The sequence below is a fragment of the Thiomonas delicata genome (assembly GCF_900088825.1).
Lineage (GTDB): Bacteria > Pseudomonadota > Gammaproteobacteria > Burkholderiales > Burkholderiaceae_C > Thiomonas_A > Thiomonas_A delicata.
The window spans coordinates 816225-840191 of the sequence record NZ_LT592170.1; the positions used below are offsets into that span (position 1 = coordinate 816225).

The 23967-nt window shown below is 64.9% G+C and carries 27 protein-coding genes and 1 tRNA gene; 21 read left to right on the forward strand and 7 right to left on the reverse strand.

The features are described from left to right. Nucleotides 1-53 precede the first annotated feature (53 nt). The 6 genes from THIARS_RS03820 to miaB all read left to right on the forward strand — a co-directional run bounded on the left by THIARS_RS03820 (nucleotide 54) and on the right by miaB (nucleotide 4568). Nucleotides 54-830 (forward strand): enoyl-CoA hydratase, encoded by a 777-nt coding sequence (locus THIARS_RS03820; RefSeq protein ID WP_094159547.1) that lies wholly within the window; start codon nucleotides 54-56, stop codon nucleotides 828-830. Between the two features lie 93 nt (nucleotides 831-923). Next, a tRNA-Met gene (locus THIARS_RS03825) sits at nucleotides 924-1000 on the forward strand. Between the two features lie 146 nt (nucleotides 1001-1146). After that, nucleotides 1147-2034, forward strand: a complete 888-nt coding sequence (gene rfbA / locus THIARS_RS03830) for a glucose-1-phosphate thymidylyltransferase RfbA (protein ID WP_094160612.1) — start codon at nucleotides 1147-1149, stop codon at nucleotides 2032-2034. A 23-nt stretch (nucleotides 2035-2057) separates the two neighbouring features. Continuing rightward, nucleotides 2058-2627, forward strand: a complete 570-nt coding sequence (gene rfbC, locus THIARS_RS03835) for a dTDP-4-dehydrorhamnose 3,5-epimerase (protein ID WP_094159548.1) — start codon at nucleotides 2058-2060, stop codon at nucleotides 2625-2627. A 114-nt stretch (nucleotides 2628-2741) separates the two neighbouring features. After that, the gene (locus tag THIARS_RS03840) at nucleotides 2742-3140 is read left to right on the forward strand and encodes a hypothetical protein (RefSeq protein WP_094159549.1); all 399 of its coding nucleotides are present in this window, start codon (nucleotides 2742-2744) and stop codon (nucleotides 3138-3140) included. An 84-nt stretch (nucleotides 3141-3224) separates the two neighbouring features. Continuing rightward, nucleotides 3225-4568 carry a tRNA (N6-isopentenyl adenosine(37)-C2)-methylthiotransferase MiaB gene (gene miaB / locus THIARS_RS03845; RefSeq protein WP_094159550.1) on the forward strand — a complete coding sequence of 448 codons (1344 nt, stop codon included), beginning with the start codon at nucleotides 3225-3227 and terminating at the stop codon, nucleotides 4566-4568. Nucleotides 4569-4602: 34 nt separating this feature from the next. Here the strand turns inward: miaB and THIARS_RS03850 are convergent, their stop codons facing one another. The 5 genes from THIARS_RS03850 to THIARS_RS03870 form a co-directional block, all read right to left on the reverse strand. Further along, complete coding sequence (locus THIARS_RS03850) at nucleotides 4603-5862, reverse strand: D-alanyl-D-alanine carboxypeptidase family protein (RefSeq protein ID WP_186436562.1); 1260 nt, start codon at nucleotides 5860-5862, stop codon at nucleotides 4603-4605. 215 nt (nucleotides 5863-6077) lie between these two features. After that, nucleotides 6078-6764: an alpha/beta hydrolase gene (locus tag THIARS_RS03855; RefSeq protein ID WP_094159551.1), complete on the reverse strand. Its 687-nt coding sequence runs from the start codon at nucleotides 6762-6764 to the stop codon at nucleotides 6078-6080. After that, nucleotides 6761-7087 (reverse strand): (2Fe-2S) ferredoxin domain-containing protein, encoded by a 327-nt coding sequence (locus tag THIARS_RS03860; protein WP_094159552.1) that lies wholly within the window; start codon nucleotides 7085-7087, stop codon nucleotides 6761-6763. The genes THIARS_RS03855 and THIARS_RS03860 overlap by 4 nt, the downstream gene beginning before the upstream one ends. A gap of 7 nt (nucleotides 7088-7094) precedes the next feature. Then, entirely contained in the window at nucleotides 7095-8216 is a 1122-nt protein-coding gene (locus THIARS_RS03865; RefSeq protein ID WP_094159553.1) for a VanZ family protein, read from the reverse strand. Nucleotides 8217-8225: 9 nt separating this feature from the next. Continuing rightward, the gene (locus THIARS_RS03870) at nucleotides 8226-8663 is read right to left on the reverse strand and encodes a CopD family protein (protein WP_094159554.1); all 438 of its coding nucleotides are present in this window, start codon (nucleotides 8661-8663) and stop codon (nucleotides 8226-8228) included. A gap of 212 nt (nucleotides 8664-8875) precedes the next feature. Here THIARS_RS03870 and hemB point away from each other — a divergent pair, with 212 nt between their 5' ends. After that, on the forward strand, nucleotides 8876-9877 hold the full coding sequence (gene hemB, locus THIARS_RS03875) for a porphobilinogen synthase (RefSeq protein WP_425444220.1): 1002 nt from the start codon (nucleotides 8876-8878) through the stop codon (nucleotides 9875-9877). 108 nt (nucleotides 9878-9985) lie between these two features. Beyond that, nucleotides 9986-10663 carry a cytochrome b/b6 domain-containing protein gene (locus THIARS_RS03880; protein WP_094159556.1) on the forward strand — a complete coding sequence of 226 codons (678 nt, stop codon included), beginning with the start codon at nucleotides 9986-9988 and terminating at the stop codon, nucleotides 10661-10663. Between the two features lie 21 nt (nucleotides 10664-10684). On the opposite strand, the gene THIARS_RS03885 is transcribed toward THIARS_RS03880, so the two are convergent. Further along, nucleotides 10685-11131 carry a CopD family protein gene (locus THIARS_RS03885; RefSeq protein ID WP_094159557.1) on the reverse strand — a complete coding sequence of 149 codons (447 nt, stop codon included), beginning with the start codon at nucleotides 11129-11131 and terminating at the stop codon, nucleotides 10685-10687. 315 nt (nucleotides 11132-11446) lie between these two features. On the opposite strand from THIARS_RS03885, the gene THIARS_RS03890 reads away from it, so the two are divergent. The 10 genes from THIARS_RS03890 (at nucleotide 11447) to THIARS_RS18540 (ending at nucleotide 20080) form a co-directional block, all read left to right on the forward strand. Further along, the gene (locus THIARS_RS03890) at nucleotides 11447-11911 is read left to right on the forward strand and encodes an ATP synthase subunit I (protein ID WP_186436563.1); all 465 of its coding nucleotides are present in this window, start codon (nucleotides 11447-11449) and stop codon (nucleotides 11909-11911) included. Between the two features lie 45 nt (nucleotides 11912-11956). After that, nucleotides 11957-12817 (forward strand): F0F1 ATP synthase subunit A, encoded by an 861-nt coding sequence (gene atpB / locus THIARS_RS03895; protein WP_094159559.1) that lies wholly within the window; start codon nucleotides 11957-11959, stop codon nucleotides 12815-12817. Between the two features lie 59 nt (nucleotides 12818-12876). After that, nucleotides 12877-13125, forward strand: a complete 249-nt coding sequence (gene atpE / locus THIARS_RS03900) for a F0F1 ATP synthase subunit C (protein ID WP_013107156.1) — start codon at nucleotides 12877-12879, stop codon at nucleotides 13123-13125. A 46-nt stretch (nucleotides 13126-13171) separates the two neighbouring features. Beyond that, a complete protein-coding gene (locus THIARS_RS03905; RefSeq protein ID WP_094159560.1) occupies nucleotides 13172-13642 on the forward strand; it encodes a F0F1 ATP synthase subunit B in 471 nt (156 codons plus the stop codon). Nucleotides 13643-13654: 12 nt separating this feature from the next. After that, nucleotides 13655-14200, forward strand: coding sequence for a F0F1 ATP synthase subunit delta (locus THIARS_RS03910; protein WP_094159561.1), 546 nt, complete (start codon nucleotides 13655-13657; stop codon nucleotides 14198-14200). A gap of 32 nt (nucleotides 14201-14232) precedes the next feature. Then, nucleotides 14233-15774 carry a F0F1 ATP synthase subunit alpha gene (gene atpA / locus THIARS_RS03915; protein ID WP_094159562.1) on the forward strand — a complete coding sequence of 514 codons (1542 nt, stop codon included), beginning with the start codon at nucleotides 14233-14235 and terminating at the stop codon, nucleotides 15772-15774. A 114-nt stretch (nucleotides 15775-15888) separates the two neighbouring features. Beyond that, nucleotides 15889-16767 carry a F0F1 ATP synthase subunit gamma gene (gene atpG / locus THIARS_RS03920; RefSeq protein WP_094159563.1) on the forward strand — a complete coding sequence of 293 codons (879 nt, stop codon included), beginning with the start codon at nucleotides 15889-15891 and terminating at the stop codon, nucleotides 16765-16767. 35 nt (nucleotides 16768-16802) lie between these two features. Continuing rightward, nucleotides 16803-18218, forward strand: a complete 1416-nt coding sequence (gene atpD / locus THIARS_RS03925) for a F0F1 ATP synthase subunit beta (protein WP_094159564.1) — start codon at nucleotides 16803-16805, stop codon at nucleotides 18216-18218. A 76-nt stretch (nucleotides 18219-18294) separates the two neighbouring features. After that, nucleotides 18295-18723 (forward strand): F0F1 ATP synthase subunit epsilon, encoded by a 429-nt coding sequence (locus THIARS_RS03930; protein ID WP_094159565.1) that lies wholly within the window; start codon nucleotides 18295-18297, stop codon nucleotides 18721-18723. 199 nt (nucleotides 18724-18922) lie between these two features. Then, entirely contained in the window at nucleotides 18923-20080 is a 1158-nt protein-coding gene (locus THIARS_RS18540; RefSeq protein ID WP_186436564.1) for a septal ring lytic transglycosylase RlpA family protein, read from the forward strand. A 94-nt stretch (nucleotides 20081-20174) separates the two neighbouring features. On the opposite strand, the gene THIARS_RS03940 is transcribed toward THIARS_RS18540, so the two are convergent. Then, nucleotides 20175-20543: a PsiF family protein gene (locus THIARS_RS03940; protein ID WP_094159566.1), complete on the reverse strand. Its 369-nt coding sequence runs from the start codon at nucleotides 20541-20543 to the stop codon at nucleotides 20175-20177. A 164-nt stretch (nucleotides 20544-20707) separates the two neighbouring features. Here THIARS_RS03940 and argS point away from each other — a divergent pair, with 164 nt between their 5' ends. The 3 genes from argS (at nucleotide 20708) to THIARS_RS03955 (ending at nucleotide 23887) form a co-directional block, all read left to right on the forward strand. Further along, a complete protein-coding gene (gene argS, locus THIARS_RS03945) occupies nucleotides 20708-22450 on the forward strand; it encodes an arginine--tRNA ligase (protein ID WP_094159567.1) in 1743 nt (580 codons plus the stop codon). Nucleotides 22451-22507: 57 nt separating this feature from the next. Further along, nucleotides 22508-23143 (forward strand): SPOR domain-containing protein, encoded by a 636-nt coding sequence (locus THIARS_RS03950; RefSeq protein WP_094159568.1) that lies wholly within the window; start codon nucleotides 22508-22510, stop codon nucleotides 23141-23143. An 87-nt stretch (nucleotides 23144-23230) separates the two neighbouring features. Next, nucleotides 23231-23887 carry a thiol:disulfide interchange protein DsbA/DsbL gene (locus THIARS_RS03955; protein WP_094159569.1) on the forward strand — a complete coding sequence of 219 codons (657 nt, stop codon included), beginning with the start codon at nucleotides 23231-23233 and terminating at the stop codon, nucleotides 23885-23887. Nucleotides 23888-23967: the final 80 nt, after the last annotated feature.

Here is a 23967-nt window from a genome sequence, read left to right on the forward strand (position 1 = left end):
GCCGGGTCGGCTCCTATGCTTGAACATTCGAGACACCGAACGAGGAGACTTTCATGACCTACGAAACCCTGCTGACCGAAACCCAGGGCCGGGTTGCGCTCATCCGCCTGAACCGCCCCAAGCAGCTCAATGCCTTGAACGACATCCTGATGGATGAGCTGGGTGCGGCGCTCACCGGGTTCGATGCCGACGACGGCATCGGCTGCATCGTGCTGACCGGCAGCGACAAGGCCTTCGCCGCGGGCGCCGACATCGCCATGATGGCGCAGAAAACCTTCATGGAGGCGTACCGGGGCGACTTCATCACCCGCAACTGGGAGCGCATCGGGACGGTGCGCAAGCCCGTCATCGCCGCGGTGGCGGGCTATGCCTTGGGCGGCGGCTGCGAGCTGGCGATGATGTGCGACTTCATCATCGCCGCCGACAACGCGCGGTTCGGCCAGCCCGAGATCAAGATCGGCATCATCCCGGGCGCGGGCGGCACGCAGCGTCTGCCGCGCGCCGTCGGCAAGAGCAAGGCCATGGACCTGGCGCTGACCGCGCGCACGATGGACGCCGCCGAGGCCGAACGCGCGGGCCTGGTGTCGCGCGTGGTGCCCGCCGACAAGCTGCTGGACGAGGCTCTGGCCGCAGCCCAGGTCATCGCCGGCTACCCGCTGCAGGCGGTGATGATGGTCAAGGAATGCGTCAACCGCGCCTACCAGGCGCCGCTTTCCGAAGGGCTGCTGTTCGAGCGCCGCGGCTTCCACAGCCTGTTCGCCACCCACGACCAGAAGGAGGGGATGGCCGCCTTTCTCGAGAAGCGCGCGCCGCGTTTCGAGCACCGGTGAAGCGGCGGGGATGGGCGCAAAGGGCGCGCGCGGCGGCCGCTTGTGCGGCGGCTTGAATCGGCCTGCACGGCTTGCGTATAATGCCCGATCTTTGGCGCTTTAGCTCAGTTGGTTAGAGCGACGGAATCATAATCCGCAGGTCCGGGGTTCGAGTCCCTGAAGCGCCACCACCATTTTCGATGTCCGGCCGTTGTTCAAACTTTGAGCCGTTCAGGCCGACACGGCCCGAGCCGCAAGACCGCATTCCGGCGCTTGCGGCTTTTTCATGCGCCTCGCACAAGGGGCGCCCTCGCGGAACAGGGATTTCGACATGACCATGCCACCATCCCGCAAGGGGCTCATCCTCGCCGGCGGCTCCGGCACGCGGCTGTATCCCGTGACCCAGGCGGTGAGCAAGCAGCTGCTGCCGGTGTACGACAAGCCGATGATCTACTACCCGCTGTCGGCCCTGATGCTGGCCGGCATGCGCGACGTGCTCATCATCTCCACGCCGCAGGACACGCCGCGCTTCGAGCAGTTGCTGGGCGACGGCAGCCAGTGGGGCATCAACCTCCGCTACGCGGTGCAACCGTCCCCCGACGGCTTGGCGCAGGCCTTCGTCATCGGGCGCGATTTCGTCGGCAATGCGCCCTCCAGCCTGGTGCTGGGCGACAACCTGTTCTGGGGCCACGACTTCCAGGCCCAGCTGCAGCGGGCCAGCGCCCAGGAACGCGGCGCCACCGTGTTCGCCTATCACGTGCACGACCCCGAACGCTACGGCGTGGTCGCGTTCGACGCCACGGGACGCGCCAGCAGCATCGAGGAAAAACCCGTCCAGCCCAAGAGCAGCTACGCCGTCACCGGGCTGTACTTCTACGACCAGCAGGTGCTGGACATCGCCGCCAGCCTCAAGCCTTCGCCGCGCGGCGAACTGGAGATCACCGACGTCAACCGCGTCTACCTGGAACAAGGCAGCCTGCAGGTGCAGACGCTGGGGCGCGGCTATGCTTGGCTGGACACCGGCACTCACGAGTCCCTGCTCGATGCCGGGCAATTCATCGCCACCCTCGAAAAGCGCCAGGGCCTGAAGGTGGCCTGCCTGGAGGAGATCGCCTACCGCCAGGGCTGGATCGGCGCCGAGCAGTTGCTGCGCCTGGCCGAGCCCTTGAAGAAGAACGGCTACGGCCAGTACCTGCTGCGCGTCCTGCAAGAATCCGGAGCCTGAACACCAACCGCAATGCGCCTGCCATGCCCTATACCGTGACGCTCACCGCGCTGCCCGAAGTCCTCATCCTCGAACCCCGCGTGTTCGGCGATGCGCGCGGCTTTTTCTTCGAAAGCTACAACCGGCGCGACTTCGCCGCCGCCACCGGGCTGGACGTGGAGTTCGTGCAGGACAATCATTCGCGCTCGGTGCAAGGGGTGCTGCGCGGCATTCACTACCAGATCGTCCGCCCCCAGGGCAAGCTCGTGCGGGTGGTGTCGGGTGCGGTGTGGGACCTTGCGGTGGATCTGCGCCGCAGCTCCCCGCGCTTTGGCCGCTGGGTGGGCGTGGAGCTTTCCGCCGACAACAAGCGCCAGCTCTGGGTGCCGCCGGGCTTCGGGCATGCTTTCCTCACCTTGAGCGCGTCGGCCGAATTCCTCTACAAGACCACCGACTACTGGTACGCCGAGCACGAGCGCAGCGTGGCGTGGAACGATCCGGCCCTGGCCATCCCCTGGCCGCTGTCGGGGCTGGATCTTCCCGACGGCCAGCCCAAGCTGGCGGGCAAGGACGCGGCGGCGCCGCGCCTGGGCGACGCCGCGGTGTTCGACTGAAGCCGCGGGCGGCGCGAGGCCGGCTCATGCACCCTCGACTGCTAAGATTGCCCGCCAGCGCAGGCGCGTCCTGCATGTTCCGGCCGAACGGCCCCACGCCTCTGGATCCACACCATGAACCGCGTGTCTCGCACTCCGCAACGCAAGCCCGCCCGCCTCGGGCCCGTCCTTGTCCGGCTGGTCTGCGTCCTGGCCTTCGGCTTGTCGGGCCTGGCCCAGGCCCAGCAGCAGCGCCTGTACCCGGCCGGCAGCTTGCAAGGCTGGGCCACGTTTGGCGCCTGGCCCGAGGTCACCATCAACTGCACCCCCTACCGCCTGGGGCCGGGCATACGCGTGCTCGATCCCGAACAGCATGTTCTGCTCACGGGCAAGCTCCCTGGCTTGCAAGCCAGGGTGGTGTTCCAGCGCGATGCAATGGGCCAGATCTTCCGAATCTGGCTCGTGGGGGCCCAGGATGGCGCGCTCGCGACGGTGCCCGTGGCGCCTTCCAATTGCCTGTTCGGCAGTTCCTGATCCCTTCGGCATCCAGTAACCAGTAAGGCTGCGCCGTGGGTGCGGCCTTGGCTCTTCAGGCGCCGCACGCCAGTTTCAAGACCCATGAAAAAACTCTATATCAAAACCTTCGGTTGCCAGATGAACGAGTACGACTCGGCCAAGATGGCCGACGTGCTCGGCGCCGACCAGCACTACGAAGCCGTGCAGAATCCCGAGGACGCCGACCTCATCCTGCTCAACACCTGCTCGATCCGCGAGAAGGCGCAGGACAAGGTCTTCAGCGATCTGGGGCGGCTGCGCGCGCTCAAGGGCGAAAAGCCGGGGCTGCGCATCGGCGTGGCCGGTTGCGTCGCCAGCCAGGAAGGTGCGGCCATCATCGAGCGCGCGCCCTATGTGGACCTCGTCTTCGGTCCGCAGACCCTGCATCGACTGCCCGATCTGCTCGCTGCGCGCGAGCGCACCGGGCGTGCCCAGGTGGACATCAGCTTTCCCGAGATCGAGAAGTTCGACCACCTGCCGCCCGCGCGTGCCGAAGGCGCGACCGCCTTCGTGTCCATCATGGAAGGCTGCAGCAAGTATTGCAGCTACTGCGTGGTGCCGTACACGCGCGGCGAGGAGGTGTCCCGCCCGCTGGAGGATGTGCTCACCGAGGTGGCCGAACTCGCGGCGCAAGGGGTGAAGGAAATCACCCTGCTGGGGCAGAACGTCAACGCCTGGCGCGGCGTGGTGGATGGGCAGCCGGCCGATTTCGCGCTGCTTCTGGAGTACGTCGCCGAGATCCCGGGCGTCGAGCGCCTGCGCTACACGACCAGCCATCCGAACGAATTCACCGAGCGGCTGATCGAGGCCCACGGGCGCATCGCGCAGCTCGTGCCGCATGTCCACCTGCCCGTGCAGCATGGGTCGGACCGCATCCTGGCCGCCATGAAGCGCGGCTACACCGCGTTGCAGTTCAAGCACATCGTGCGTCGCCTGCGCGCCGTGCGGCCGGGCATCAGCATTTCGTCGGACTTCATCGTCGGCTTCCCCGGCGAGACCGATGCCGATTTCGCGCAACTGATGAGGCTGGTCGACGACGTCGGCTTCGACGCCAGCTTCAGCTTCATCTTCAGCGCCCGCCCCGGTACGCCAGCGGCCAGCCTGGCCGACGACACGCCGCAGGAGGTGAAGCTGGCGCGACTGCAAGCTCTGCAGGCGCGCATCGAGGCGCATGCCCAGACCCTCTCGCAGGCCATGGTCGGGACGGTGCAGCGCGTGCTTGTGGAGGGCGTCAGCCGCAAAAGCGCGGCCGAACTGCAGGGGCGCACGGAGAACAACCGCATCGTCAATTTCGCCGCCCCGGCGCGGCTGATCGGCGAGATGGCGGAAGTGCGCATCCTGGCCGCCTTGCCGCACTCGCTGCGTGGCGAGGTGGTGCGGCGCGAGGCCGTTCAGGCAGCGGCCTGACCCCGGCCCCGCTGCGGATCCGGGGTCAAGGGAGCTACTGAATCGCCAGGCGCAGCGCGTCCCAGACGCGCTTGAGGAAGCCGGCTTGCGGCACGGTATTGAGCGCCACCAGCGGATAACTGGCGATGGCCTTACCGTCCAGGGTGACTTGCAGGGTGCCGATCTTCTGCCCCCGCGTGATCGGAGCGACGAGCGGGTCCGGGCGCTGTACCGTGGTCTTGATCTTCGCGCCGGCGCCGCGCGGCACGCTCACGGCCAGGGTCTCGAAGCTGCCGAGTTGGACCTGGTTTGTCGCGCCCTTCCACACATGCGCATCCAGGACCGGCTTGTTTGCCGTGACGACGCGGATGTCGTCGAAATTCTGGAAAGCCCAGTTCAACAGTTTCTCGCTTTCCGAGCCACGGGCGCGTTCCGTCGGCGTGCCCATGACCACGGTCAGCAGCCGCCGCGGGCCATTCGGGAAGTTGCGCTGCGCCGAGGTGATCATGCAATAGCCGGCCTCCTTGGTGTAGCCGGTCTTCATGCCGTCGACCGAGGGGTCGGTGAACAGCAGGCTCACGCGGTTGGGCTGCGTGATGTGGTTGTAGGTGAATTCCTTGACCTTGAAATACCGCGCGTAGTCGGCGGGGAAGTCGCGGATGATGTGCGTGGCGATGATCGACAGATCGTGCGCCGTGGTGTGGTGGCCAGGATCGGGAAGGCCGGTCGGGTCCATGAAATGGGTGCCCTTGAGGCCCCATTCCTGCGCCTGGCGGTTCATCATGCCGACGAAGGCGGATACCGAACCTCCGACCGTTTGCGCCAGGGTCATCGCCGCGTCGTTGCCCGACTGCACGATCATGCCCAGCAGCAGGTCGTTCACCGACACCGGTACGCGCGGGTCGATGAACATGCGCGAGCCGCCGGTGCGCCAGGCCTCGTTGCTTTCGTGCACCATCTGGTTGAGCTTGATCGTGCCGTCCTTCAGCGCCTTGAAGGTGAGGTAGGCGGTCATCAGCTTGGTGAGCGAGGCGGGCGCTTCCTGTTGGTCGGCGTTCTGCTCGGCGAGGATCTGATTGCTGGTCAGGTCCATGACCAGCCAGCTGCGCGCATCCAGCGTGGGCAGCGGCACGGATTCGAGCAAGGCGGCCGTCGGCCCGGTGGGCGTGTTGCCCGGCCCGGTCAGCGTAGGGCTTGCCGAGGATGCGGGGGCCGCAGGGGCGGATGGAGCGGCATGGGCCAGCGGCCCGCAGCCGAGCGCGGCACTGAGTGCCAACACGGCCAGTCGTTGGGGGGTCTTGAACAGCATGGGCATGGGACGTGAGGACAGAGAACGGAACAGGAAAAGGCGGACGGCGCCGGCGCGGATGCCCGCGCCGGCGCGTCTGCATGCACTGCGCACCATAGCAGCGCGCCTGCGCGGGCCAGGTTAAAAATGATTTCGGGTTGGAGTGGCGGCGCGCGGAAACGTTCTCGGTTTCAGCCACGCTTGCCCGGGATGTTTGCAACGAGTCCCGTTGGGGCCGTGGTTCAGGCCGCTTGCTGTGCGCCGTGCCATGTGCAGATGGCGTTCTTGAGCGGCGTGAGCATGCCGTGGAAAAAATGCCCCGCGCCGGGCATGACCAGGATCGGATGTGGCTGCGGACGCGCCCAGTCGAGCACCGCCGCAAGCGGCACCACATCGTCGCGTTCGCCATGGATCGCCAGGGTCCGGCCAGCCAGCGGCTCGCCGTGGGCGTCCAGCAGCGGCGGCACGGGAAAGTTCACCACGGCCGCCCCGACCAAGGTGAGGTGGCCGATTTCAAGCCCGGACTGATGCAGGCGATGCGCGAGATTCGCGGCGACATAGGCGCCAAACGAAAAACCGGCCAATGCCAGCGGGACGCTCCCGGCGGCAATGCCGAGGCGGGCCGCCAGCGCCGAACCGTAGTGCTCCAGCAGCGCGTGCAGGTCCTCGGTTTCCCCGCGCCCGGCGTCATAGACGCCTTCGCTTTGGCCGACGCCGCGAAAATTCGGCCGCACGGCCATGAAGCCCAGTTGCACCCAGGCGCGCGCCAGCGTCTGCGCCACCTTGTTGTCCAGGCTGCCGCCGTGCAGCGGATGGGGATGGGCGACCAGGGCGAGGCCGCGCGGCTCCAGTTCGGGCGGATTGTCCACCGCCACCTCGATCCAGCCGGCCGGGCCGGGTATGCGCTCGCGCAGGGTGTGGCGGTTCATGGCTGGGGCGCGTCGGGCAACAGCAGGCGCTCGACGACTTCGCCGCGCTTGAGATGGCGTTCGACGATTTCGTCGATATCGCTTTTGTCGACATAGGTGTACCAGACGCCTTCGGGGTAGACCACGCAGGCGGGCCCCTCCTCGCAGCGATCCAGGCAGCCGGCGCGGTTCACGCGCACATTGCCGCGGCCCGCGAGGCCGGCGGCCTTCACCGCCTGCTTGCAATGGTCGAATGCCTCCTCGGCCCCGCGCGCCGCGCAGCAGGCGCGGCCTTCCTCGCGCTGGTTGAGGCAGAAGAAAACGTGGTGTTTGTAATAGGTCATGGTGGATTCAATTGTGTGGGCCGGGCCGCGCGATGCGCCCCAGCAGGTAGAGCCCTGTCACATAGGGCCAGAGCCAGCTCAGCCATTGCGGCATGCCGAACATGCGGATGAACAGGCCTTGGCTCCAGGTTTGCAGATTCTGCGCGTAATACGGGTCGGGTCCGGCCTGGTTGACCCACCACAGCCCGCAAAGCAGCGCAGCCAACGCGAGGGCGGCGCAGAGCCGGCGCGGCAAATGGGTCAGCGGCAGGCCCAGGACCAACCCCACGCCCAGGCCTTGGAGGGCGGCCGGCGTGGCCCAGGCCAGCGCGTGTTCGGGCCCGAAGCCGAGCACGGCCGACAGCGTGATGGCGAGCAGTCCGGCAGCGGTGAGCGCCAGGGCGATGCGCGCGCGCGGCGCGGTGGGGCGGCTGATGGACGCGCTGGTCCACAGCACGGCCATCAGCATGGATGCGGCGATCCAAACCTGCTGCGCCGAGCCCATGGGCCGAGGCGTGGACAAGGCCAGGAGGGCGTCGGAATTGAACCATCGGGCAAACGGCGGCGCGATCTGCATCGCATCGGACAGGCTTTGTGACAGGGAGCCGATCACCTGTCCGGTCGCAAAGAGCGCCGGAGGCGGCCACAGCAGCGCCAACGGCCACACCAGCAGCAGCAGCAGGCCGAAGCCGGCATCGCGGGTCAGCCAGCGTTCGCGCAGGTCGCGCGTCTTCTGGCTCAACGCCAGGCGCGGCAGCAGCCAGACCGCGAGCGCGGCGCCGAGCGCGGCGCCCAGGGTGTTGGTGGCCCAGTCCACGTTCGACGACACGCGCACCGGCAGGAACGATTGCAAGGACTCCATGCTGAACGACAGCAGGCTGGAGCCGATCGTGGCAAGCCCCCAGGCGCGCCAGCCGGTCCAGCGCGGCCGCAGGCTGGCGGCGGTCAGCAGGCCGAGCGGAAAATAGCCCGCCGCGTTCGTCAGCATGTCGCCTGCCGTGATGTAGCGCGGCCAATTCGCCGTGACGAAGTCGAACGGGCTCAGTCCCTGCCAGCGCCAGCCCGAAAAAGGGTAGAGGCTGGCATACAGCACCAGCAGCAGATAGGCAGCCAGCGCATAGCGCGAAAATCCCGGAGGCGGACGGTTCACCGCAGCGAATCAAAACGGCTTGATCACCACCAACGGCACGATGATGAACAGGGCGACGGTGGGGATTTCATTGAACCAGCGAAACCACTGATGGCTGCGCGTGTTGCTGCCATTCTCGAACTCGCGCAGGATGCGTTTGCACCAGAGGTGAAACCCGATCAGCCCCAGGACGAGAGCCAGCTTGGCGTGCATCCAGCCATTGCCGGGGCCGTGCAGCCCGACGCCGAAGTACAGCCACAGCACAAGGCCGAAGCCGACCGCGGGCATCATCAGGATGGTCATGAAGCGGTAGAGCTTGCGCGCCATCAGCAGCAGGCGCTGCCGCTCGGCTTCGTTGCCGGGAGCGACCATGGCCAGGTTGACGAAGATCCGCGGCAGGTAGAAAAGGCCGGCGAACCACGAGATGACGAAAATGATATGCAGGGCCTTGACCCACAGAAATCCCATGCGCGCTCCTAGTCGAGTTCCGCCAGTTTAAATTTCGCGGGCTTGCGGCAAAAAAAACCCCGGCGGGGGCGCCGGGGTCAATAGCCTTGAATCAAGGCCCCCGCTCAGGGAGGAGAAGCGGGAGGAGGCGCCTCGCGGCGGCCACCTGCTGATCTTGATTCCCGTAAGCTCGAGAGGTTCCCGTCGCCATCACCACAAGGATGCAAGATTTCATGTCCAGACCCGCATTCCCCGCCCTGCGCATGCGCCGCCTACGGCGCGACGACTTCACGCGGCGCCTCGTGCGCGAACACGCACTCGGCGTCGACGATCTGATCTACCCGGTCTTTATTTTGGATGGTGAAAAACGGCGCGAATCCGTGGCATCGATGCCCGGCGTCGAGCGCCTCAGCCTCGATCTGCTGCTGCCCGTCGCCGAGGATTGCGTCAAGCTCGGCATTCCGGTCATGGCCTTGTTTCCCGTCATCGCGCCGGAGCGCAAGACCGCCGACGGGCGCGAGGCTGCCAACCCCGATGGCCTCGTGCCGCGTGTGGTGCAGGCGCTCAAGCGCGAGTTTCCGGGGCTGGGCGTGCTCACCGACGTCGCCCTCGACCCCTACACCTCCCATGGCCAGGATGGCCTGCTCGACGACAGCGGCTATATCCTCAACGATCCGACCGTCGAGGTTCTGGTGCGCCAGGCGCTGGTGCAGGCCGGGGCCGGGGTGGACATCGTCGCGCCCAGCGACATGATGGACGGCCGCATCGGCGCCATCCGCGACAAGCTCGAGGCCGCGGGACACGTGCACACCCGCATCATGGCCTACAGCGCCAAGTACGCCAGCGCCTTTTACGGACCTTTCCGGGATGCCGTCGGCTCGGCCAGGAATCTGGGCAAGTCCGACAAAAAGGTCTACCAGATGGATCCGGGCAATTCGGATGAGGCCTTGCGCGAAGTGCAACTCGACATCGCCGAAGGGGCCGACATGGTGATGGTCAAGCCCGGCATGCCCTACCTGGACATCGTGCGCCGGGTGAAGGACGCGTTTCGCATGCCGACCTTCGTCTATCAGGTCAGCGGCGAGTACGCCATGCTCAAGGCCGCGGCGCAGAACGGCTGGTTGGACGCAGAGGCCGTGATGATGGAGTCGCTGCTCGGCTTCAAGCGCGCCGGCGCCGACGGCATCCTGACCTACTTCGCACGGGACGCGGCGCGCCTGTTGCGGGCCGGTTGAGCAGGCCGCGCGACTTTGGGGCCCGGCGCGCGGAACCCGCCCGCGCGTTTTGTGTCCGACACGGGCAACCGGCCACGGCGTTGCTAAACCCACACGGAAAACCGCGCTATGTACACGATACGCGTCTGGGACTTGCCTCTGCGCCTGTTCCACTGGTTCTTGGCGTTGTTCATCGTCACGTCCATCGTCACCGGCCTGGTGGGTGGCAACGCCATGCAGTACCACTACTGGAGCGGCTATGCCATTTTGGCGCTGCTCGTGTTCCGGCTGCTATGGGGTTTCGTCGGCGGCCACCATGCGCGTTTCGTCAACTTCGTGCGCCATCCGAGGACGATCATCGCCTATGTGCGCGGCCAGCTCACGGATCCCGCGCATGGCGTGGGGCACAACCCGCTGGGCAGCCTGTCGGTGCTGGCCTTGCTGCTGGCGGCGGCGATGCAGGTGGGGAGCGGCCTGTTCGCCAACGACCAGATTTTCAACGCGGGCCCGCTGGCCAACGATGTGAGCGACCGCACCAGCGCCATCCTGACCTTCTATCACACCACCATCGGCCAACCTCTCATCTATGGCTTGGTCGGCTTGCACGTGGCTGCGATCCTGTATTACGCCGTGGTCCGGCGCAAAAACCTGGTTGCCGCGATGATCACGGGCGACAAGCTGGTGGAGGTCCCTGTGCCCGCGACGCGCGACACCGCCCTGATGCGTCTGCTCGCCGCCGTATTGCTGGCGTTGGGCGTGGCGCTGGCTTGGTGGGTTTCCTCGCTGGGTGCGGTGGGCGGATACTGAGTGCGTCTCGAAGCTCCGGCTTCAATGCCAAAGCGTGATCATCGCGATGGCGATCCACCCCAGCACGAAATTGGTCATCACCAGCGGGTGAATCTGCTGTAGCGCCTTGGCCACCTTGGCCCAGTCCTGTTCGGCGGCGGCGCGTCGTGCGCGCTTGAACGGCGCAAAGTAGATGTGCGCGAACAACGCCATCATGATCAATCCGATGCCGAACATGGCATGCCAGGCCGCAGGCGCGTGCGCAAAGCCCGTCTGCGCCATCACCCACAGGCCGGAAGCCAGCAGCAAGGCGATGCTGATCCATACCAGCGGAAAGAAGCGCTGCAGGCTGGCAAAAATCATGCGCGGACGCAAGGGCGGCTCGAGTACGGCGAAAGCCGCAGGCCGCAGGCTGAGCAAGACGAAGGCCATGCCTCCCATCCAGACAATCGCGCCCAACAGGTGGGCGAAAATCAACAAGCCGTTCATGCAATCTCCCAGGTCTGCGGACAATTCTTTGCGAGCAAGCCCTATTCCAACATGCCTGGCCGGGCGCGGTACGGCAGGGGGCGTTCAGGCGCGATCGATGCTCGAAAACCTTGATGGCCAGCAAAGCAAAGCATGGGCTGTCGAAAAACGCTGAAATCGTGTGAGCCTTCCCTTATACTTCCGCTGTTTAGCCGCCCTTAATTGTTACAACTCAAACACAATAAAACGCAAACGGGCGGCCCAGTCGAGGCCCTGCAGGGTGTGCCGGGCATGCCGCAACTGTTCGTTTCCTTGAATTCCCCTGGTGTGAGACAAGTGCAAGTTTCCGAATCCTGGCAAGACGATGTCGACAGTGTCGAGCGCGAGCCGCTGACGCGACAGCAGGCGCAAGCCTTGCTGTTGGCCAAGCCCGGCGTTTCGGTCTGGCGCGTCGTGGCGCTGCAGGCTGTCGTCGGCCTGGCCGTGGGAATTGCGGCATTTGTCCTGGGCGGCCGGGCGGCGGCCTTGTCGGCGCTGTACGGGGGGGTCGTTGTCATGCTTCCCGCGGCGCTTTTCGCCGGGGCCATGCGTGCCTGGCTGGTGAGGTTGAAGCCGGCTTTTGCGCTGTTTGGCTTCGCCTTGGGCGAGCTGCTGAAAATCGCGCTCACGCTGATTCTTTTCGTGCTGGCCCCGCGCTTGCTGCCCGACCTGCATTGGGTCCCCATGCTGATCGGGCTCGCCGTCACGTTGCAGGTGTATTGGCTGGCCTTGCTGCTGCGCGGCAAGGCGCCCAAGCCCTGAGTCCGTCCTCCACTGTCCGCGATCGTTCAATCGACTGATCTCCCCATGTCCGCAGACCAGAACACCATTACCGCAGGCGAGTACATCATCCATCACCTGACGCAGTGGACCAGCGGTCCGCGCGTCGGCGTGGTGGATTTCGGCATCGTCGATATCGATTCGCTCATTTTCTCCATCGGCCTCGGCTTGATCGCCTGCTTCGTTCTCTGGCGCGTCGCCAAAAGCATGACCAGCGGGGTGCCCGGACGGCTGCAGGCGGCTGTCGAATTCCTGGTCGAGTTCGTCGACGAACAGGCGCGCGGCATCGTGCGCAACGCCAAGTCGCGCGAGTTCGTGACGCCGCTGGCTTTCATCTCGTTCATCTGGATCGTGATGATGAACCTGATGGATCTTCTGCCGGTCGATCTGCTGCCGCGTTTGTGGCAAGGCGCAGGGGCCATGACCGGACACGACCCCGCGCACATGTATCTGCGGGTGGTGCCCACGGCCGACTTGTCGGTCGCCCTCGGCATGTCGGTCACCATCCTGCTGTTGAGCTTGTACTACGGCATCAAGGTCAAGGGCATTGGCGGCTGGGTGCACGAACTGTTCACCGCCCCCTTCGGCAACCATGTCCTGCTGTGGCCGCTGAATTTCGCCATGCAGTTGCTGGAGTACCTGGCCAAGACCCTGTCCCATGGCATGCGACTGTTCGGCAATCTCTACGCCGAGGAGATCCTGTTCATGATCATCGCGCTCATGGGGGCGGCGGGTTTGAGCAGCCTGACGGGCTGGTCGCTGTTTTTCGGCAATATCGTGGCGGGGCTGGCCTGGTCCATTTTCAGCATGCTGATCATCGTGCTGCAAGGCTTCATTTTCATGATGCTCACCTTGGTCTACATCGGCCAAGCGCACGATCATCACTGATTCGATTTTGACTTTTTCTTTTCTTCACTGACTTCCAACTTTCTCAACAGGAGCGCTTCATGGAACACGTTCTCGGTTATGTCGCATTGGCCGCGGGTCTGATCATCGGTCTGGGTGCCAATGGCGCCTGTATCGGCATCGGCATCATGGGTAGCAAGTATCTTGAGTCCGCCGCGCGCCAGCCCGAGCTGATGAACGAATTGCAAACCAAGATGTTCCTGCTGGCCGGCCTGATCGACGCAGCCTTCCTGATCGGTGTTGGTCTGGCCATGATGTTCACGTTCGCCAACCCCTTCGTGCTGAAGTAATTCGCAGCCATCTTCATCCGACTGATTCAACGCAAAGGTTAGCGCCATGCATCTGGACGCAACACTGATTGCGCAGCTCGTGGTGTTCTTGCTGCTGGCGTGGTTCACGGCGAAATTCGTCTGGCCACCCATCACGAGGGCCCTGGACGAGCGCGCCAAAAAAATCGCCGACGGTTTGGCCGCGGCCGATCGCGCCAAAGCCGAGCTTGCCTCGGCCAACCGCGAGGTCGAGCAGGAGCTTGCCCGCTCGCATCACGAAAGCGCGCAGCGATTGGCCGAGGCCGAGCGCCGTGCGCATGCCATGATCGAAGAGGCGCGCAGGAAGGCGGAAGAGGCCGGCGAGAGCATCATTGCTCAAGCCAAGGCGGAGGCCGAGCAGCAGGTCATCAAGGCGCGCGAAGCGCTGCGCGATCAGGTTGCAGGGCTTGCCGTGAAGGGCGCCGAGGCCATTTTGCACCGCGAAATCAACCCGCAAGTGCATGCCGACTTGCTTGCCCGGCTCAAAGCCGAGTTGTGATCGGAGCACGCCATGGCTGAACTCGCCACCATCGCGCGGCCCTATGCCGAAGCCATTTTTGAGGCTGTGCAAACCAAGCCCGCGGCGGACGCGCTGGAGCAGGTTTCCCGCGCGCTTGATGCGCTGGCGCTCGTCGCGCGCGATTCGCAGGTCCGTTCGCTGGCCGGGGACCCGCATCTGTCCATCGAGCGGCTCGAGGAGTTGATGCTTGCCGCGGTGCCGCAACCGGCAGGCACGGCGGTCCGCAACATGCTGCGGGTGGTTCTCGAGAACCGTCGTCTTGCGGCACTGCCCGCCATTGCCGAACAGTTTCATCGACTCAAGGATGCGGCGCAGCAGCGTGCCGAAGCGGTGATCAGCAGCGCGTTTGCGTTGGACCCGGCTCAAATCGACGAGCTCCTGCCCGCGCTTGAGCGCAAGTTCGGCTGCAAGCTCTATCCGCGTGTCGAAATCGACCCCAGTCTGATTGGCGGTATTCGCGTCGCCGTGGGTGACGAAGTGCTTGACACTTCGGTACGCGCGCGGCTGGACTCCATGCGTATCGCGCTCTCCGCCTGAGCTCTCATCGCCCAAGTATCCCGAGGCTACCCATGCAACTCAATCCCGCAGAAATTTCCGAACTCATCAAAAGCCGCATCGAAGGCCTGGGCGCGAACGCCAATGTCAAGAATCAGGGCACCGTCGTCTCCGTTTCCGACGGCATCGTGCGGGTGCACGGCCTGTCCGACGTGATGCAGGGCGAAATGCTCGAATTCCCCGGCAATACCTTCGGCCTCGCGCTCAACCTCGAGCGTGACTCGGTGGGCGCCGTGGTGCTGGGCGACTATGGCCATATCTCCGAAGGCGATACCGTCAAGTGCACCGGGCAGATCCTGTCCGTGCCGGTCGGTCCCGAGTTGATCGGCCGCGTTGTCAATACCCTCGGCCAGCCCATCGATGGCAAGGGCCCGGTCAATACCAAGCTCACCGACATCGTCGAGAAGGTCGCCCCCGGCGTGATCTGGCGCAAGTCCGTGTCGCAGCCGGTGCAAACCGGTATCAAGGCCATCGATGCCATGGTTCCCGTCGGCCGCGGCCAGCGCGAGCTCATCATCGGCGACCGTCAGACCGGCAAGACGGCGGTGGCGGTGGACACCATCATCAGCCAGAAGGGCAAGGACCTGATCTGTATCTACGTCGCCATCGGTCAGAAGGCTTCGACTATCGCCAACGTGGTGCGCAAGCTGACGGAATACGGCGCGATGGACTACACCATCGTGGTTGCCGCCTCGGCTTCGGATTCGGCCGCCATGCAGTACCTGGCGCCCTATGCCGGCTGCACCATGGGCGAATACTTCCGCGACCGTGGCCAAGACGCGCTGGTCATTTATGACGATCTGACCAAGCAAGCTTGGGCCTATCGCCAAATTTCCCTGCTGCTGCGCCGCCCGCCTGGCCGTGAGGCCTACCCCGGCGACGTGTTCTACCTGCACAGCCGCCTGCTCGAGCGCGCGGCCCGCGTGAACGAGGAATACGTCGAGAAGTTCACCAACGGCGAAGTCAAGGGCAAGACCGGTTCGCTGACCGCATTGCCCATCATCGAGACGCAGGCCGGCGACGTGTCCGCCTTCGTGCCGACCAACGTGATTTCCATCACCGACGGCCAGATCTTCCTCGAGACCGATCTGTTCAACGCCGGCGTGCGCCCTGCGATTAACGCCGGCGTTTCCGTGTCCCGCGTCGGCGGCGCGGCCCAGACCAAGGTGATCAAGAAGTTGTCCGGCGGTATTCGTACCGATCTGGCGCAGTATCGCGAATTGGCCGCCTTTGCCCAGTTCGCCTCCGACCTTGACGATGCAACCCGCCGCCAGCTCGAGCGCGGCCGCCGCGTCGTGGAATTGCTCAAGCAGCCGCAATACCAGCCGGTGCAGGTGTGGCAGCTGGCCGCTTCGCTGTACGCGGTGAACAACGGCTATCTCGACGATATCGATGTCAAGCAGCTTCTCGGTTTCGAGAAGGGGCTGCACGCGCATCTGCAGTCCAAATATGCCGCATTGATCGACAGCATCGAGTCCAAGAAGGACCTGGGCAAGGAAGACGAAGCCGTGTTGAAGGAGGCCATCGCCGAGTTCAAGAAGGCCGGGGCTTACTGATTCATTCCACCATTCACCCAAGTCGGTTCATGACCATGTCCCGCAGTCCCGTGGCGTCGTACGCGCGCAACCTCGCGGGCTCGTGGCGGGCGTTCTGACCGAAGGAGATTTCGCATGCCTGGAATGAAAGAAGTTCGCGCCAAGATCAAGAGCGTGCAAAACACGCGCAAGATCACCAAGGCGATGGAAATGGTGGCCGCGTCCAAGATGCGCAAGGCCCAGGAACGCATGCGCGCCGCCCGGCCCTACGCCGAGAAGGTCCGTGCGATCACGACCAATCTGAGCCGAGCCAACCCGGAGTACAGCCACCCGTTCCTGGTGGCGCGCAGCCCGGTGCGTGGTGTGGGCCTGATCCTGATCACGACCGACAAGGGCTTGTGCGGAGGACTCAACACCAACATCCTGCGCGCTGTCACGCAGCACATCAAGGACTGGCAGGGCCAGGGTGTCGCCGTGCAGGGCTGTGCCATCGGCAACAAGGGCCTGCAATACCTCAACCGCCTGGGGATCAATGTCGCCTCGCAGTTGGTGCAGATGGGCGACAAGCCGCATCTCGACAAGCTTGTCGGCCCGGTCAAGGTCCTGCTCGACGCCTACGAGCGCGGCGAGATCGACGCCGTCTATCTCGCCTTCAGCAGTTTCATCAATACGATGAAGCAGCAACCCCTGGTGGAGCAGCTCGTGCCCCTGTCGGCCAAGTCGATGAGCACGACCGAAACCGAACGCAAGCAGCATGGCTGGGACTACATCTACGAACCCGACGCCAAGCCGGTGATCGATGCCCTGCTCGTGCGCTATATCGAGGCGCTGGTGTACCAGGCCGTGACGGAAAACATGGCCTGCGAGCAATCGGCCCGCATGGTGGCCATGAAGTCGGCATCCGACAACGCCAAGACGGTGATCAGCGAACTGCAGCTGGTCTACAACAAGAGTCGCCAGGCTGCCATCACCAAAGAATTGTCTGAAATCGTCGGGGGCGCAGCCGCCGTCTAAGGCGCCGCACCCATTACTGCATATTGGAGAACCAGATGACCACGGCCCAAACCCAAGGCAAGATCGTCCAGTGCATCGGCGCTGTGATCGATATCGAATTCCCGCGCGAGCACATGCCCGCCATCTATGAGGCACTGCGCCTGTCCGACCAGCAGGACATGGGCCTGGCGGAAAAAGGCATCACCTTCGAGGTGCAGCAGCAGATCGGCGACGGCGTGGTGCGCACCATTGCGCTGGGTTCCACCGATGGCCTGCGTCGCGGCATGACCGTCGATGCGACCGGCGCACCCATTACCGTGCCGGTGGGCACCGGGACGCTGGGCCGCATCATGGACGTGCTGGGCCGGCCCATCGACGAGGCGGGTCCGATTCAATGCGACGAGAGGCGCTCCATTCACGCCAAGGCGCCGAAGTTCGACGAACTCTCGCCCTCCGTCGACCTGCTCGAAACCGGCATCAAGGTGATCGATCTCGTCTGCCCGTTTGCCAAAGGCGGCAAGGTCGGCCTGTTCGGCGGCGCCGGCGTGGGCAAGACCGTGAACATGATGGAACTCATCAACAACATCGCCAAGCAGCACAGCGGTTTGTCGGTGTTCGCCGGCGTGGGCGAGCGCACCCGCGAGGGCAACGACTTCTACCATGAGATGGAAGAGTCCAAGGTGCTCGACAAGGTGGCCATGGTCTTCGGGCAGATGAACGAGCCCCCGGGCAACCGCCTGCGCGTGGCGCTGACCGGTCTGACCATGGCCGAGAAATTCCGCGACGACGGCCGCGACATCCTGTTTTTCGTCGACAACATTTACCGCTACACCCTGGCCGGCGTGGAAGTCTCCGCGCTGCTGGGGCGCATGCCATCCGCCGTGGGCTACCAACCGACGCTGGCCGAGGAAATGGGCGTCCTGCAGGAGCGCATCACCTCGACCAAGACGGGCTCCATCACGTCCATTCAGGCCGTTTACGTGCCTGCGGACGACTTGACCGATCCGTCGCCAGCCACCACTTTCAACCACCTCGACGCCACCGTGGTGCTGTCGCGCGACATCGCCTCGCTGGGCATCTACCCCGCGGTGGATCCGCTGGACTCCACCAGCCGCCAGATCGACCCGAACGTCATTGGCGACGAGCACTACACCACGACGCGCGCCGTGCAGGGCATCCTGCAGCGCTACAAGGAACTGCGCGACATCATCGCCATCCTGGGCATGGACGAACTCTCGCCCGAAGACAAGCTCACCGTGGCGCGCGCGCGCAAGATCCAGCGTTTCCTGTCGCAACCTTTCCACGTCGCCGAGGTGTTCACCGGTTCCCCCGGAAAATACGTCCCGCTCAAGGAAACCATCCGCGGTTTCAAGATGATCGTGAACGGCGAATGCGATGCCCTGCCCGAGCAGGCTTTCTACATGGTCGGCACCATCGACGAAGCCTTCGAGAAAGCCAAGAAGCTGAACTGACCGCAGCCCGCCGCGTGCTTGCAAGGTCCTGCATGGCAGGGCTTGCGGCGCGCGGCGGCTGGCACCCGGAGTCACCATGAACACCTTTCAAATCGATGTGGTCAGTGCTGAAGAGCTGATCTATTCCGGGCAGGCCCGTTTCGTCGCCCTGCCGGGTGAGGCAGGCGAGCTCGGCATCCTGGCCGGGCATACGCCCCTGATCACACGCATCAAGCCTGGCGCGGTGCGCATCGAGCGCGCGGACGGCGGCGCAACCGAGGATGACTTTGTCTTTGTCGCCGGCGGTGTGCTCGAAGTGCAGCCCAAGCATGTCACCGTGCTCGCGGACACGGCCATACGCGGCAAGGATCTCGACGAGGCCAAGGCGCAGGAGGCGCTGAAGCTGGCGCAAGAAAACCGTGCGCATGCCAAGGAGGTGCAGGACATCGCCGTGGTCGAAGGCGAACTGGCGATGCTCGCCGCGCAGCTGGCGGCAATCAGGAAACTGCGCAATCGCCCGCATTGATCCGCGCCCTGCGACCATCATCCTGCAAACCCGCTTCGCGCGGGTTTTTTCTTGTCTGGCGACGGGCCTTGGGTGGGTTCGCACACAGGCGGGCTTCACCTCGCGCGGCTGTCTATGTAGTATCGGGCAGCATGCAGACGAGGAAGCGAGCCGGACGCCGATGTACGAAAAGCCTAGAACTGCTGGCTGCCTGAGCGCGATGCGCCACGCCGCCGGAACGGCAATCGCCGGTACCGGGATCCGGCAGCCGGCGCTCGTTGTGACCTTGCTGCTTGGCGCCCTGCTGGCTGGATGCGCCAGCGTGCCGGCGACATCAAGCGATCAAGGCGGCCTGGCATCTGGCAGCGCGGGCTCCGGCTGTCAGGCGCCCGCGCCGAATTTGCGCGCTGCCTACAACCGCAGATATACCGTGCTCGGGCGCAGCTACGCCCCGTTGCGCAGCGCGGATGGTTATGAGGCCGAGGGGGTGGCTTCCTGGTATGGATCGGAGTCGGGCACGACCACCGCCATGGGCACGGCCTTCAGGCCGAAGGCCTTCACCGCCGCAAGCCGCGTATTGCCGTTGCCGACCTGTGTGCAGGTCACGAATTTGAACAACGGGCTCAGCGCCTTGGTCCTGGTCAATGATCGTGGCCCCTTTGTCGAAGACCGCATCATGGACTTGTCCTATGGCGCGGCCAAGGCTCTGGGCATCACCCGCACCGGCACGGCGCGGGTGCGCATCGTCGCGCTGGAGGGCAAGGGGACATCCGACATTCAGGCGAGCCGGCCCAGGATGCCGGCCGGACCCGTTCGGAATGTGTCCATGGCCGCTGCCCGCATGAATCCAGGGAGTCGTACCGACCTGGCCGCACCGGAGCAATTCGCGCCTATGCCGCTAGCTGCGCCGGCCGCCGAGTCGAGCCCCGCGGCCGCGCCGACCTTCGTCGTCCAGCCCCTGCCACCGATGAGCCAGGGGAGTGAGGCGGCCAATCCTGGACAAGCCGCCGACCGGGGCGTGCAGGGGCAGCCGGCGGCAGAAACATCCACCCCCATGCCGATCGAGCAAGGGCCAGGCCTTGCGGGGCAGGCCCCGACAGCGGCCTCACCCTCCTCGGCGAGCCCATGGACAGGGGCGCAAACGTATCTTCAGACGGGCGCTTTCACGATGAAACGGAACGCGGACACGGAACGGCAGAGGCTGCGCGAGGGAGGCATCGAGTCGGTCGAGATCGTGCCCGGGACGATTCGCGGCAAGACCTACTACCGCGTGCTGATCGGTCCGCTACCCCAGCCCACACCCGATGCCGGGCTGCAGCAAAAGCTCACGCGCTTGGGTGTCGGGTCTTACACGGTCGTGCAGGAGTCCCAGCAATGAAGCCAGGCCAGCGAGCTGCTTGGTTCCCGGGCTGGTCAGGCGAATGACAGGCCAGGCATGACGAAGTTGCCTGGCCTGAATGGGGCGATGATGCTTACTTCTTCTTCGCGCTCAGGCATTCCTTCATGAACTTCTTGCGTTCATCGCCTTTGAGTGCCTTGGTCTTGGCATCGGCGTTGCAGGTGACCATTTTTTCCTGTTGAGTCGTCAGTTTCTTGCCTTCATGCGCGGCAGGCATGGCCTTTTTCTCGGCCATCGCGGGTTTGGCGGGTTCGACGCCCTTGGCGCTCAGGCATTCCTTCATAAACTTCTTGCGGGCTTCGCCGTTGAGCGCCTTGGTCTTGGCGTCGGCGTTGCACTGGGTCATTTTGCTGGTTTGCGCAGAGGGCGTCTGCGCGGAAGCCAAGCCTGGCAGGGTGATCGCGGCGCAAGACAGGCCGAGGGCGATGATGAGCTTTTTCATGGACAAGGACTCCGAACAGAAGGGATGAGAACCGGGCCTGGCGCAAACGACGCCGAGCCCCACGACCCGCAATGGGTGTTGCGCATTCGAACACATCCGGTTACAGAAGGGCCGAACTTTTGGCCCGCCTAAAATGGATGGATTTCATCGCAACAATACCCATAATGCGCGAATACATATCCCGGTTGACAGGCGTGCTCTCTGCCGCCGCTGCCCGGCTGGACAACGCGGCGGCGCCTGCTCAACTGGAACGTCCCAAAGCTGCGGGGCACGGTGACTATTCCTGCACGCTTGCCATGCAGCTGGCCCGGAGCCTCAAGCGAAATCCGCGCGATCTCGCGCAGGCCCTGATCGATGCCGTGCGTGCCGATGCGGATGTGGCGGCGGGTTTGGCGGACATCGAGCTGGCAGGCGCCGGATTCATCAACTTCACCTTGACGCCCACGGCGAAGCAGGCGGTGGTTGCCGCAGTGAATCGGGAAGGGGCCGCCTACGGCCGCGCCGGCGCCGGCCAGCGTGGGCAGGTGCTGGTCGAGTTCGTTTCGGCCAACCCCACGGGGCCGCTGCATGTCGGCCACGGCCGCCAGGGCGCCTTGGGCGACACCATTGCCGAATTGCTGGCGACCCAGGGCTGGGCCGTGACGCGCGAGTTCTACTACAACGATGCCGGCGCGCAGATCCAGAATCTCGCGATTTCGGTGCAGGCGCGCGCACGTGGGCTCGCCCCGGGCCACGCGCAGTGGCCCGAAGCCGCATACAACGGCGAATACATCGCCGATATCGCGCGCGACTATCTGGCCGGCGCCACGGTGCAGGCGGCCGATGGCGTCGCGGTGGTCGCCACGGGGGATGTGAACGACCTCGAGGCCATTCGCCGCTTCGCCGTGGCCTATCTGCGCCGCGAGCAGGACATCGACCTCAGGATTTTCGGGATTCGCTACGACAATTTCTACCTCGAATCCAGCCTGTACGCGAGCGGCAGGGTCGAGGAAACCGTGCGGCGGCTTGTCGCCTCGGGGCATACCTACGAGCATGAAGGGGCGCTATGGCTGCGTACCACCGGCTTCGGCGATGACAAGGACCGGGTCATGCGCAAGTCCGATGGCAGCTACACCTATTTCGTTCCCGACGTGGCCTACCACCTGGCCAAATGGGAGCGCGGGTACCGGAACGCCATCAACGTGCAGGGCTCCGATCACCATGGCACGATCGCCCGCGTGCGTGCCGGACTGCAGGCCGTCCATCCAGAGATTCCGAAGACGTTTCCGGCTTACATCCTGCATAAGATGGTGACCGTGATGCGCGGCGGGCAGGAGGTCAAGATCTCCAAGCGCGCCGGCAGCTACGTCACGGTACGCGACCTGATCGAGTGGTCGGGCGGGGTGCGCGATGACATGGATCAAGCCGAGCGTGACGCGGCGCTTCGGCGCGGCCGCGATGCGGTGCGCTTCTTCCTGGTCTCCCGCAAGGCCGATACCGAATTCGTCTTCGACGTGGATCTGGCGCTCGCGCAGAATGACGAAAACCCCGTCTATTACGTGCAATATGCGCATGCCCGCATCTGCTCGGTTCTTGGGCAGTGGACGGAGCGCGAGGGCGGAAACGAGGCGGATCTGGCCGACGCCGACCTCGCCGCGCTGACCCATCCGCGCGAACTCGAACTGATGATGCAGCTCGCCGCCTATCCGGACATGCTGCGGCAGGCGGCGCAGGACCTCACGCCGCATGACGTGGCTTTTTACCTGCGCCAGCTCGCCGGCAGCTTCCATGCCTACTACAACGCCGAGCGTGTCTTGGTGGATGATGCCGCCCTGAAACGGGCGCGTCTCGCGTTGCTGTTGGCGGTGCGTCAGGTGTTGCACAATGCGCTGAGTGTGCTGGGTGTCAGCAGTCCCCAGCGCATGTGACACCTGCCTGCCGGGCGCCAGATGTCCCAGCGGCTTCCTTCACATTCCAGCCACGCCATGCTCCATCACGCAAGCACATCCATCTCGCCACGCCGCGCCCAGCGCGGGGGCACCCTGCTCGGGCTGATCGTCGGCCTGGTCTTCGGCCTGGCCATCGCGCTCGTGGCCGCCATGTACATCACCAAGGCGCCTCTGCCTTTCATGAATCGCTTCCAGGAGCGGCCAAGCGGCGCCGCATCCGGCGCGGCGAACTGGAATCCGAACCAGGGACTGGTCACCGGCGGAACGCCGGCTCCAGCGGCGAGAAGTTCCGAGCCGGGCGCGGTCAGCAGCGCGCCGCTGTCCCCCAAGGCCATCGAGTCGCTGGGTCAACCTCCTTCGGGAGTCGTACAGTCCGGCGGCGCAACGCCGCCGCCCGGCGGCAACACTCCGGCCTCAACGTCTGCCGCAACGGCCAATTTGCAATACATCCTGCAAATTGGCGCCTACAGCAATCGCAACGATGCCGAAAGCCAGCGCGCCAAGGTGGCCTTCACGGGCTTGGAAGCGCACCTCGACGAGCGCATGGTGAACGGCCGCACGCTCTACCGAGTCCGCGTCGGTCCCTATGCATCCCCGGAGCAGGCTGACAAGGCGCAGAAACTCCTGAACGACAACGGAATCGAATCCGCCATCGTCAAGGTTTCGAAGTAGGCCCGGAACAGGACGGCGTCCTCGGCGGCGCCCGATCGAAGCCGAGGTTCGATACACACCACCTCCCCCACATAGAAAGGAAGCACCATGAATCGCTGGTTCGCCCGCACCTCTGCGTTGCTCTTGCTGGGTTTGAGCCTTGCGGCGAGCGCCGCAGGGGCAACCTTCCAGGAAGGCTTTGGCTATACGAAGCTGCCGATCGCGCAACCTGTCGGCCACAAGGGCAAGATCGTCGTGACCGAGTTCTTCTGGTACAACTGCCCGCACTGCTTCGAATTCGAACCGCTGCTCGAGGCTTGGGCGAAAAAGCAGCCGGCCGACGTCGTTCTCGAGCGGGTGCCGGTCGCGTTTGCGCCCCAGTTCGTGCCGCAACAGAAGCTGTACTACGCGCTGAAGGCGCTCGGCAAGGTTGACGCACTGCAAGGCGCCATTTTCAATGCCATCCACGTCCAGCACATTCCGCTGATGACGCCCGATCAGATGGCCAACTGGCTGGCCGGGCGCGGCATTCCCAAGGCGACCTTCATGAACGCCTACAACTCGTTCGGCGTGCAGATGGAGGTCAAGCGCGCCACGCAGATGGTGACCGACTATCAGATCTCCGGCGTGCCCACGATGGCCGTGCAGGGCATGTATACGGCCTCGGCCTCGATGCCCGAGACGCCGACCAACGAGAAGGTGCTCCAGGCCGTGGATGAGCTGGTGCAGCAGGTACGTGCCGGGATGGGGAAGTCGGCCAAATAGTCTTGCAGGCTTGGCCCGCGACGATCCGGGGGCGCAGCCCTTCGGGTTCGCGGCCGGACGAAAACGCCCGCATCGCGCGG

Bases quoted from the DNA above. Each gene is read 5' to 3' on its own strand.
- atpA (WP_094159562.1), top strand. From the start codon at position 14,233: ATGCAACTCAATCCCGCAGAAATTTCCGAACTCATCAAAAGCCGCATC.
- THIARS_RS03930 (WP_094159565.1), top strand. From the start codon at position 18,295: ATGAACACCTTTCAAATCGATGTGGTCAGTGCTGAAGAGCTGATCTAT.
- atpD (WP_094159564.1), top strand. From the start codon at position 16,803: ATGACCACGGCCCAAACCCAAGGCAAGATCGTCCAGTGCATCGGCGCT.
- THIARS_RS03950 (WP_094159568.1), top strand. From the start codon at position 22,508: ATGCTCCATCACGCAAGCACATCCATCTCGCCACGCCGCGCCCAGCGC.
- THIARS_RS03840 (WP_094159549.1), top strand. From the start codon at position 2,742: ATGAACCGCGTGTCTCGCACTCCGCAACGCAAGCCCGCCCGCCTCGGG.
- THIARS_RS03870 (WP_094159554.1), bottom strand. From the start codon at position 8,663: ATGGGATTTCTGTGGGTCAAGGCCCTGCATATCATTTTCGTCATCTCG.
- THIARS_RS03955 (WP_094159569.1), top strand. From the start codon at position 23,231: ATGAATCGCTGGTTCGCCCGCACCTCTGCGTTGCTCTTGCTGGGTTTG.
- rfbC (WP_094159548.1), top strand. From the start codon at position 2,058: ATGCCCTATACCGTGACGCTCACCGCGCTGCCCGAAGTCCTCATCCTC.
- THIARS_RS03905 (WP_094159560.1), top strand. From the start codon at position 13,172: ATGCATCTGGACGCAACACTGATTGCGCAGCTCGTGGTGTTCTTGCTG.
- argS (WP_094159567.1), top strand. From the start codon at position 20,708: ATGCGCGAATACATATCCCGGTTGACAGGCGTGCTCTCTGCCGCCGCT.
- THIARS_RS03880 (WP_094159556.1), top strand. From the start codon at position 9,986: ATGTACACGATACGCGTCTGGGACTTGCCTCTGCGCCTGTTCCACTGG.
- miaB (WP_094159550.1), top strand. From the start codon at position 3,225: ATGAAAAAACTCTATATCAAAACCTTCGGTTGCCAGATGAACGAGTAC.
- rfbA (WP_094160612.1), top strand. From the start codon at position 1,147: ATGCCACCATCCCGCAAGGGGCTCATCCTCGCCGGCGGCTCCGGCACG.
- THIARS_RS18540 (WP_186436564.1), top strand. From the start codon at position 18,923: ATGCGCCACGCCGCCGGAACGGCAATCGCCGGTACCGGGATCCGGCAG.
- hemB (WP_425444220.1), top strand. From the start codon at position 8,876: ATGTCCAGACCCGCATTCCCCGCCCTGCGCATGCGCCGCCTACGGCGC.
- THIARS_RS03860 (WP_094159552.1), bottom strand. From the start codon at position 7,087: ATGACCTATTACAAACACCACGTTTTCTTCTGCCTCAACCAGCGCGAG.
- THIARS_RS03885 (WP_094159557.1), bottom strand. From the start codon at position 11,131: ATGAACGGCTTGTTGATTTTCGCCCACCTGTTGGGCGCGATTGTCTGG.
- THIARS_RS03855 (WP_094159551.1), bottom strand. From the start codon at position 6,764: ATGAACCGCCACACCCTGCGCGAGCGCATACCCGGCCCGGCCGGCTGG.
- THIARS_RS03940 (WP_094159566.1), bottom strand. From the start codon at position 20,543: ATGAAAAAGCTCATCATCGCCCTCGGCCTGTCTTGCGCCGCGATCACC.
- THIARS_RS03820 (WP_094159547.1), top strand. From the start codon at position 54: ATGACCTACGAAACCCTGCTGACCGAAACCCAGGGCCGGGTTGCGCTC.
- atpG (WP_094159563.1), top strand. From the start codon at position 15,889: ATGCCTGGAATGAAAGAAGTTCGCGCCAAGATCAAGAGCGTGCAAAAC.
- atpB (WP_094159559.1), top strand. From the start codon at position 11,957: ATGTCCGCAGACCAGAACACCATTACCGCAGGCGAGTACATCATCCAT.
- atpE (WP_013107156.1), top strand. From the start codon at position 12,877: ATGGAACACGTTCTCGGTTATGTCGCATTGGCCGCGGGTCTGATCATC.
- THIARS_RS03850 (WP_186436562.1), bottom strand. From the start codon at position 5,862: ATGCCCATGCTGTTCAAGACCCCCCAACGACTGGCCGTGTTGGCACTC.
- THIARS_RS03910 (WP_094159561.1), top strand. From the start codon at position 13,655: ATGGCTGAACTCGCCACCATCGCGCGGCCCTATGCCGAAGCCATTTTT.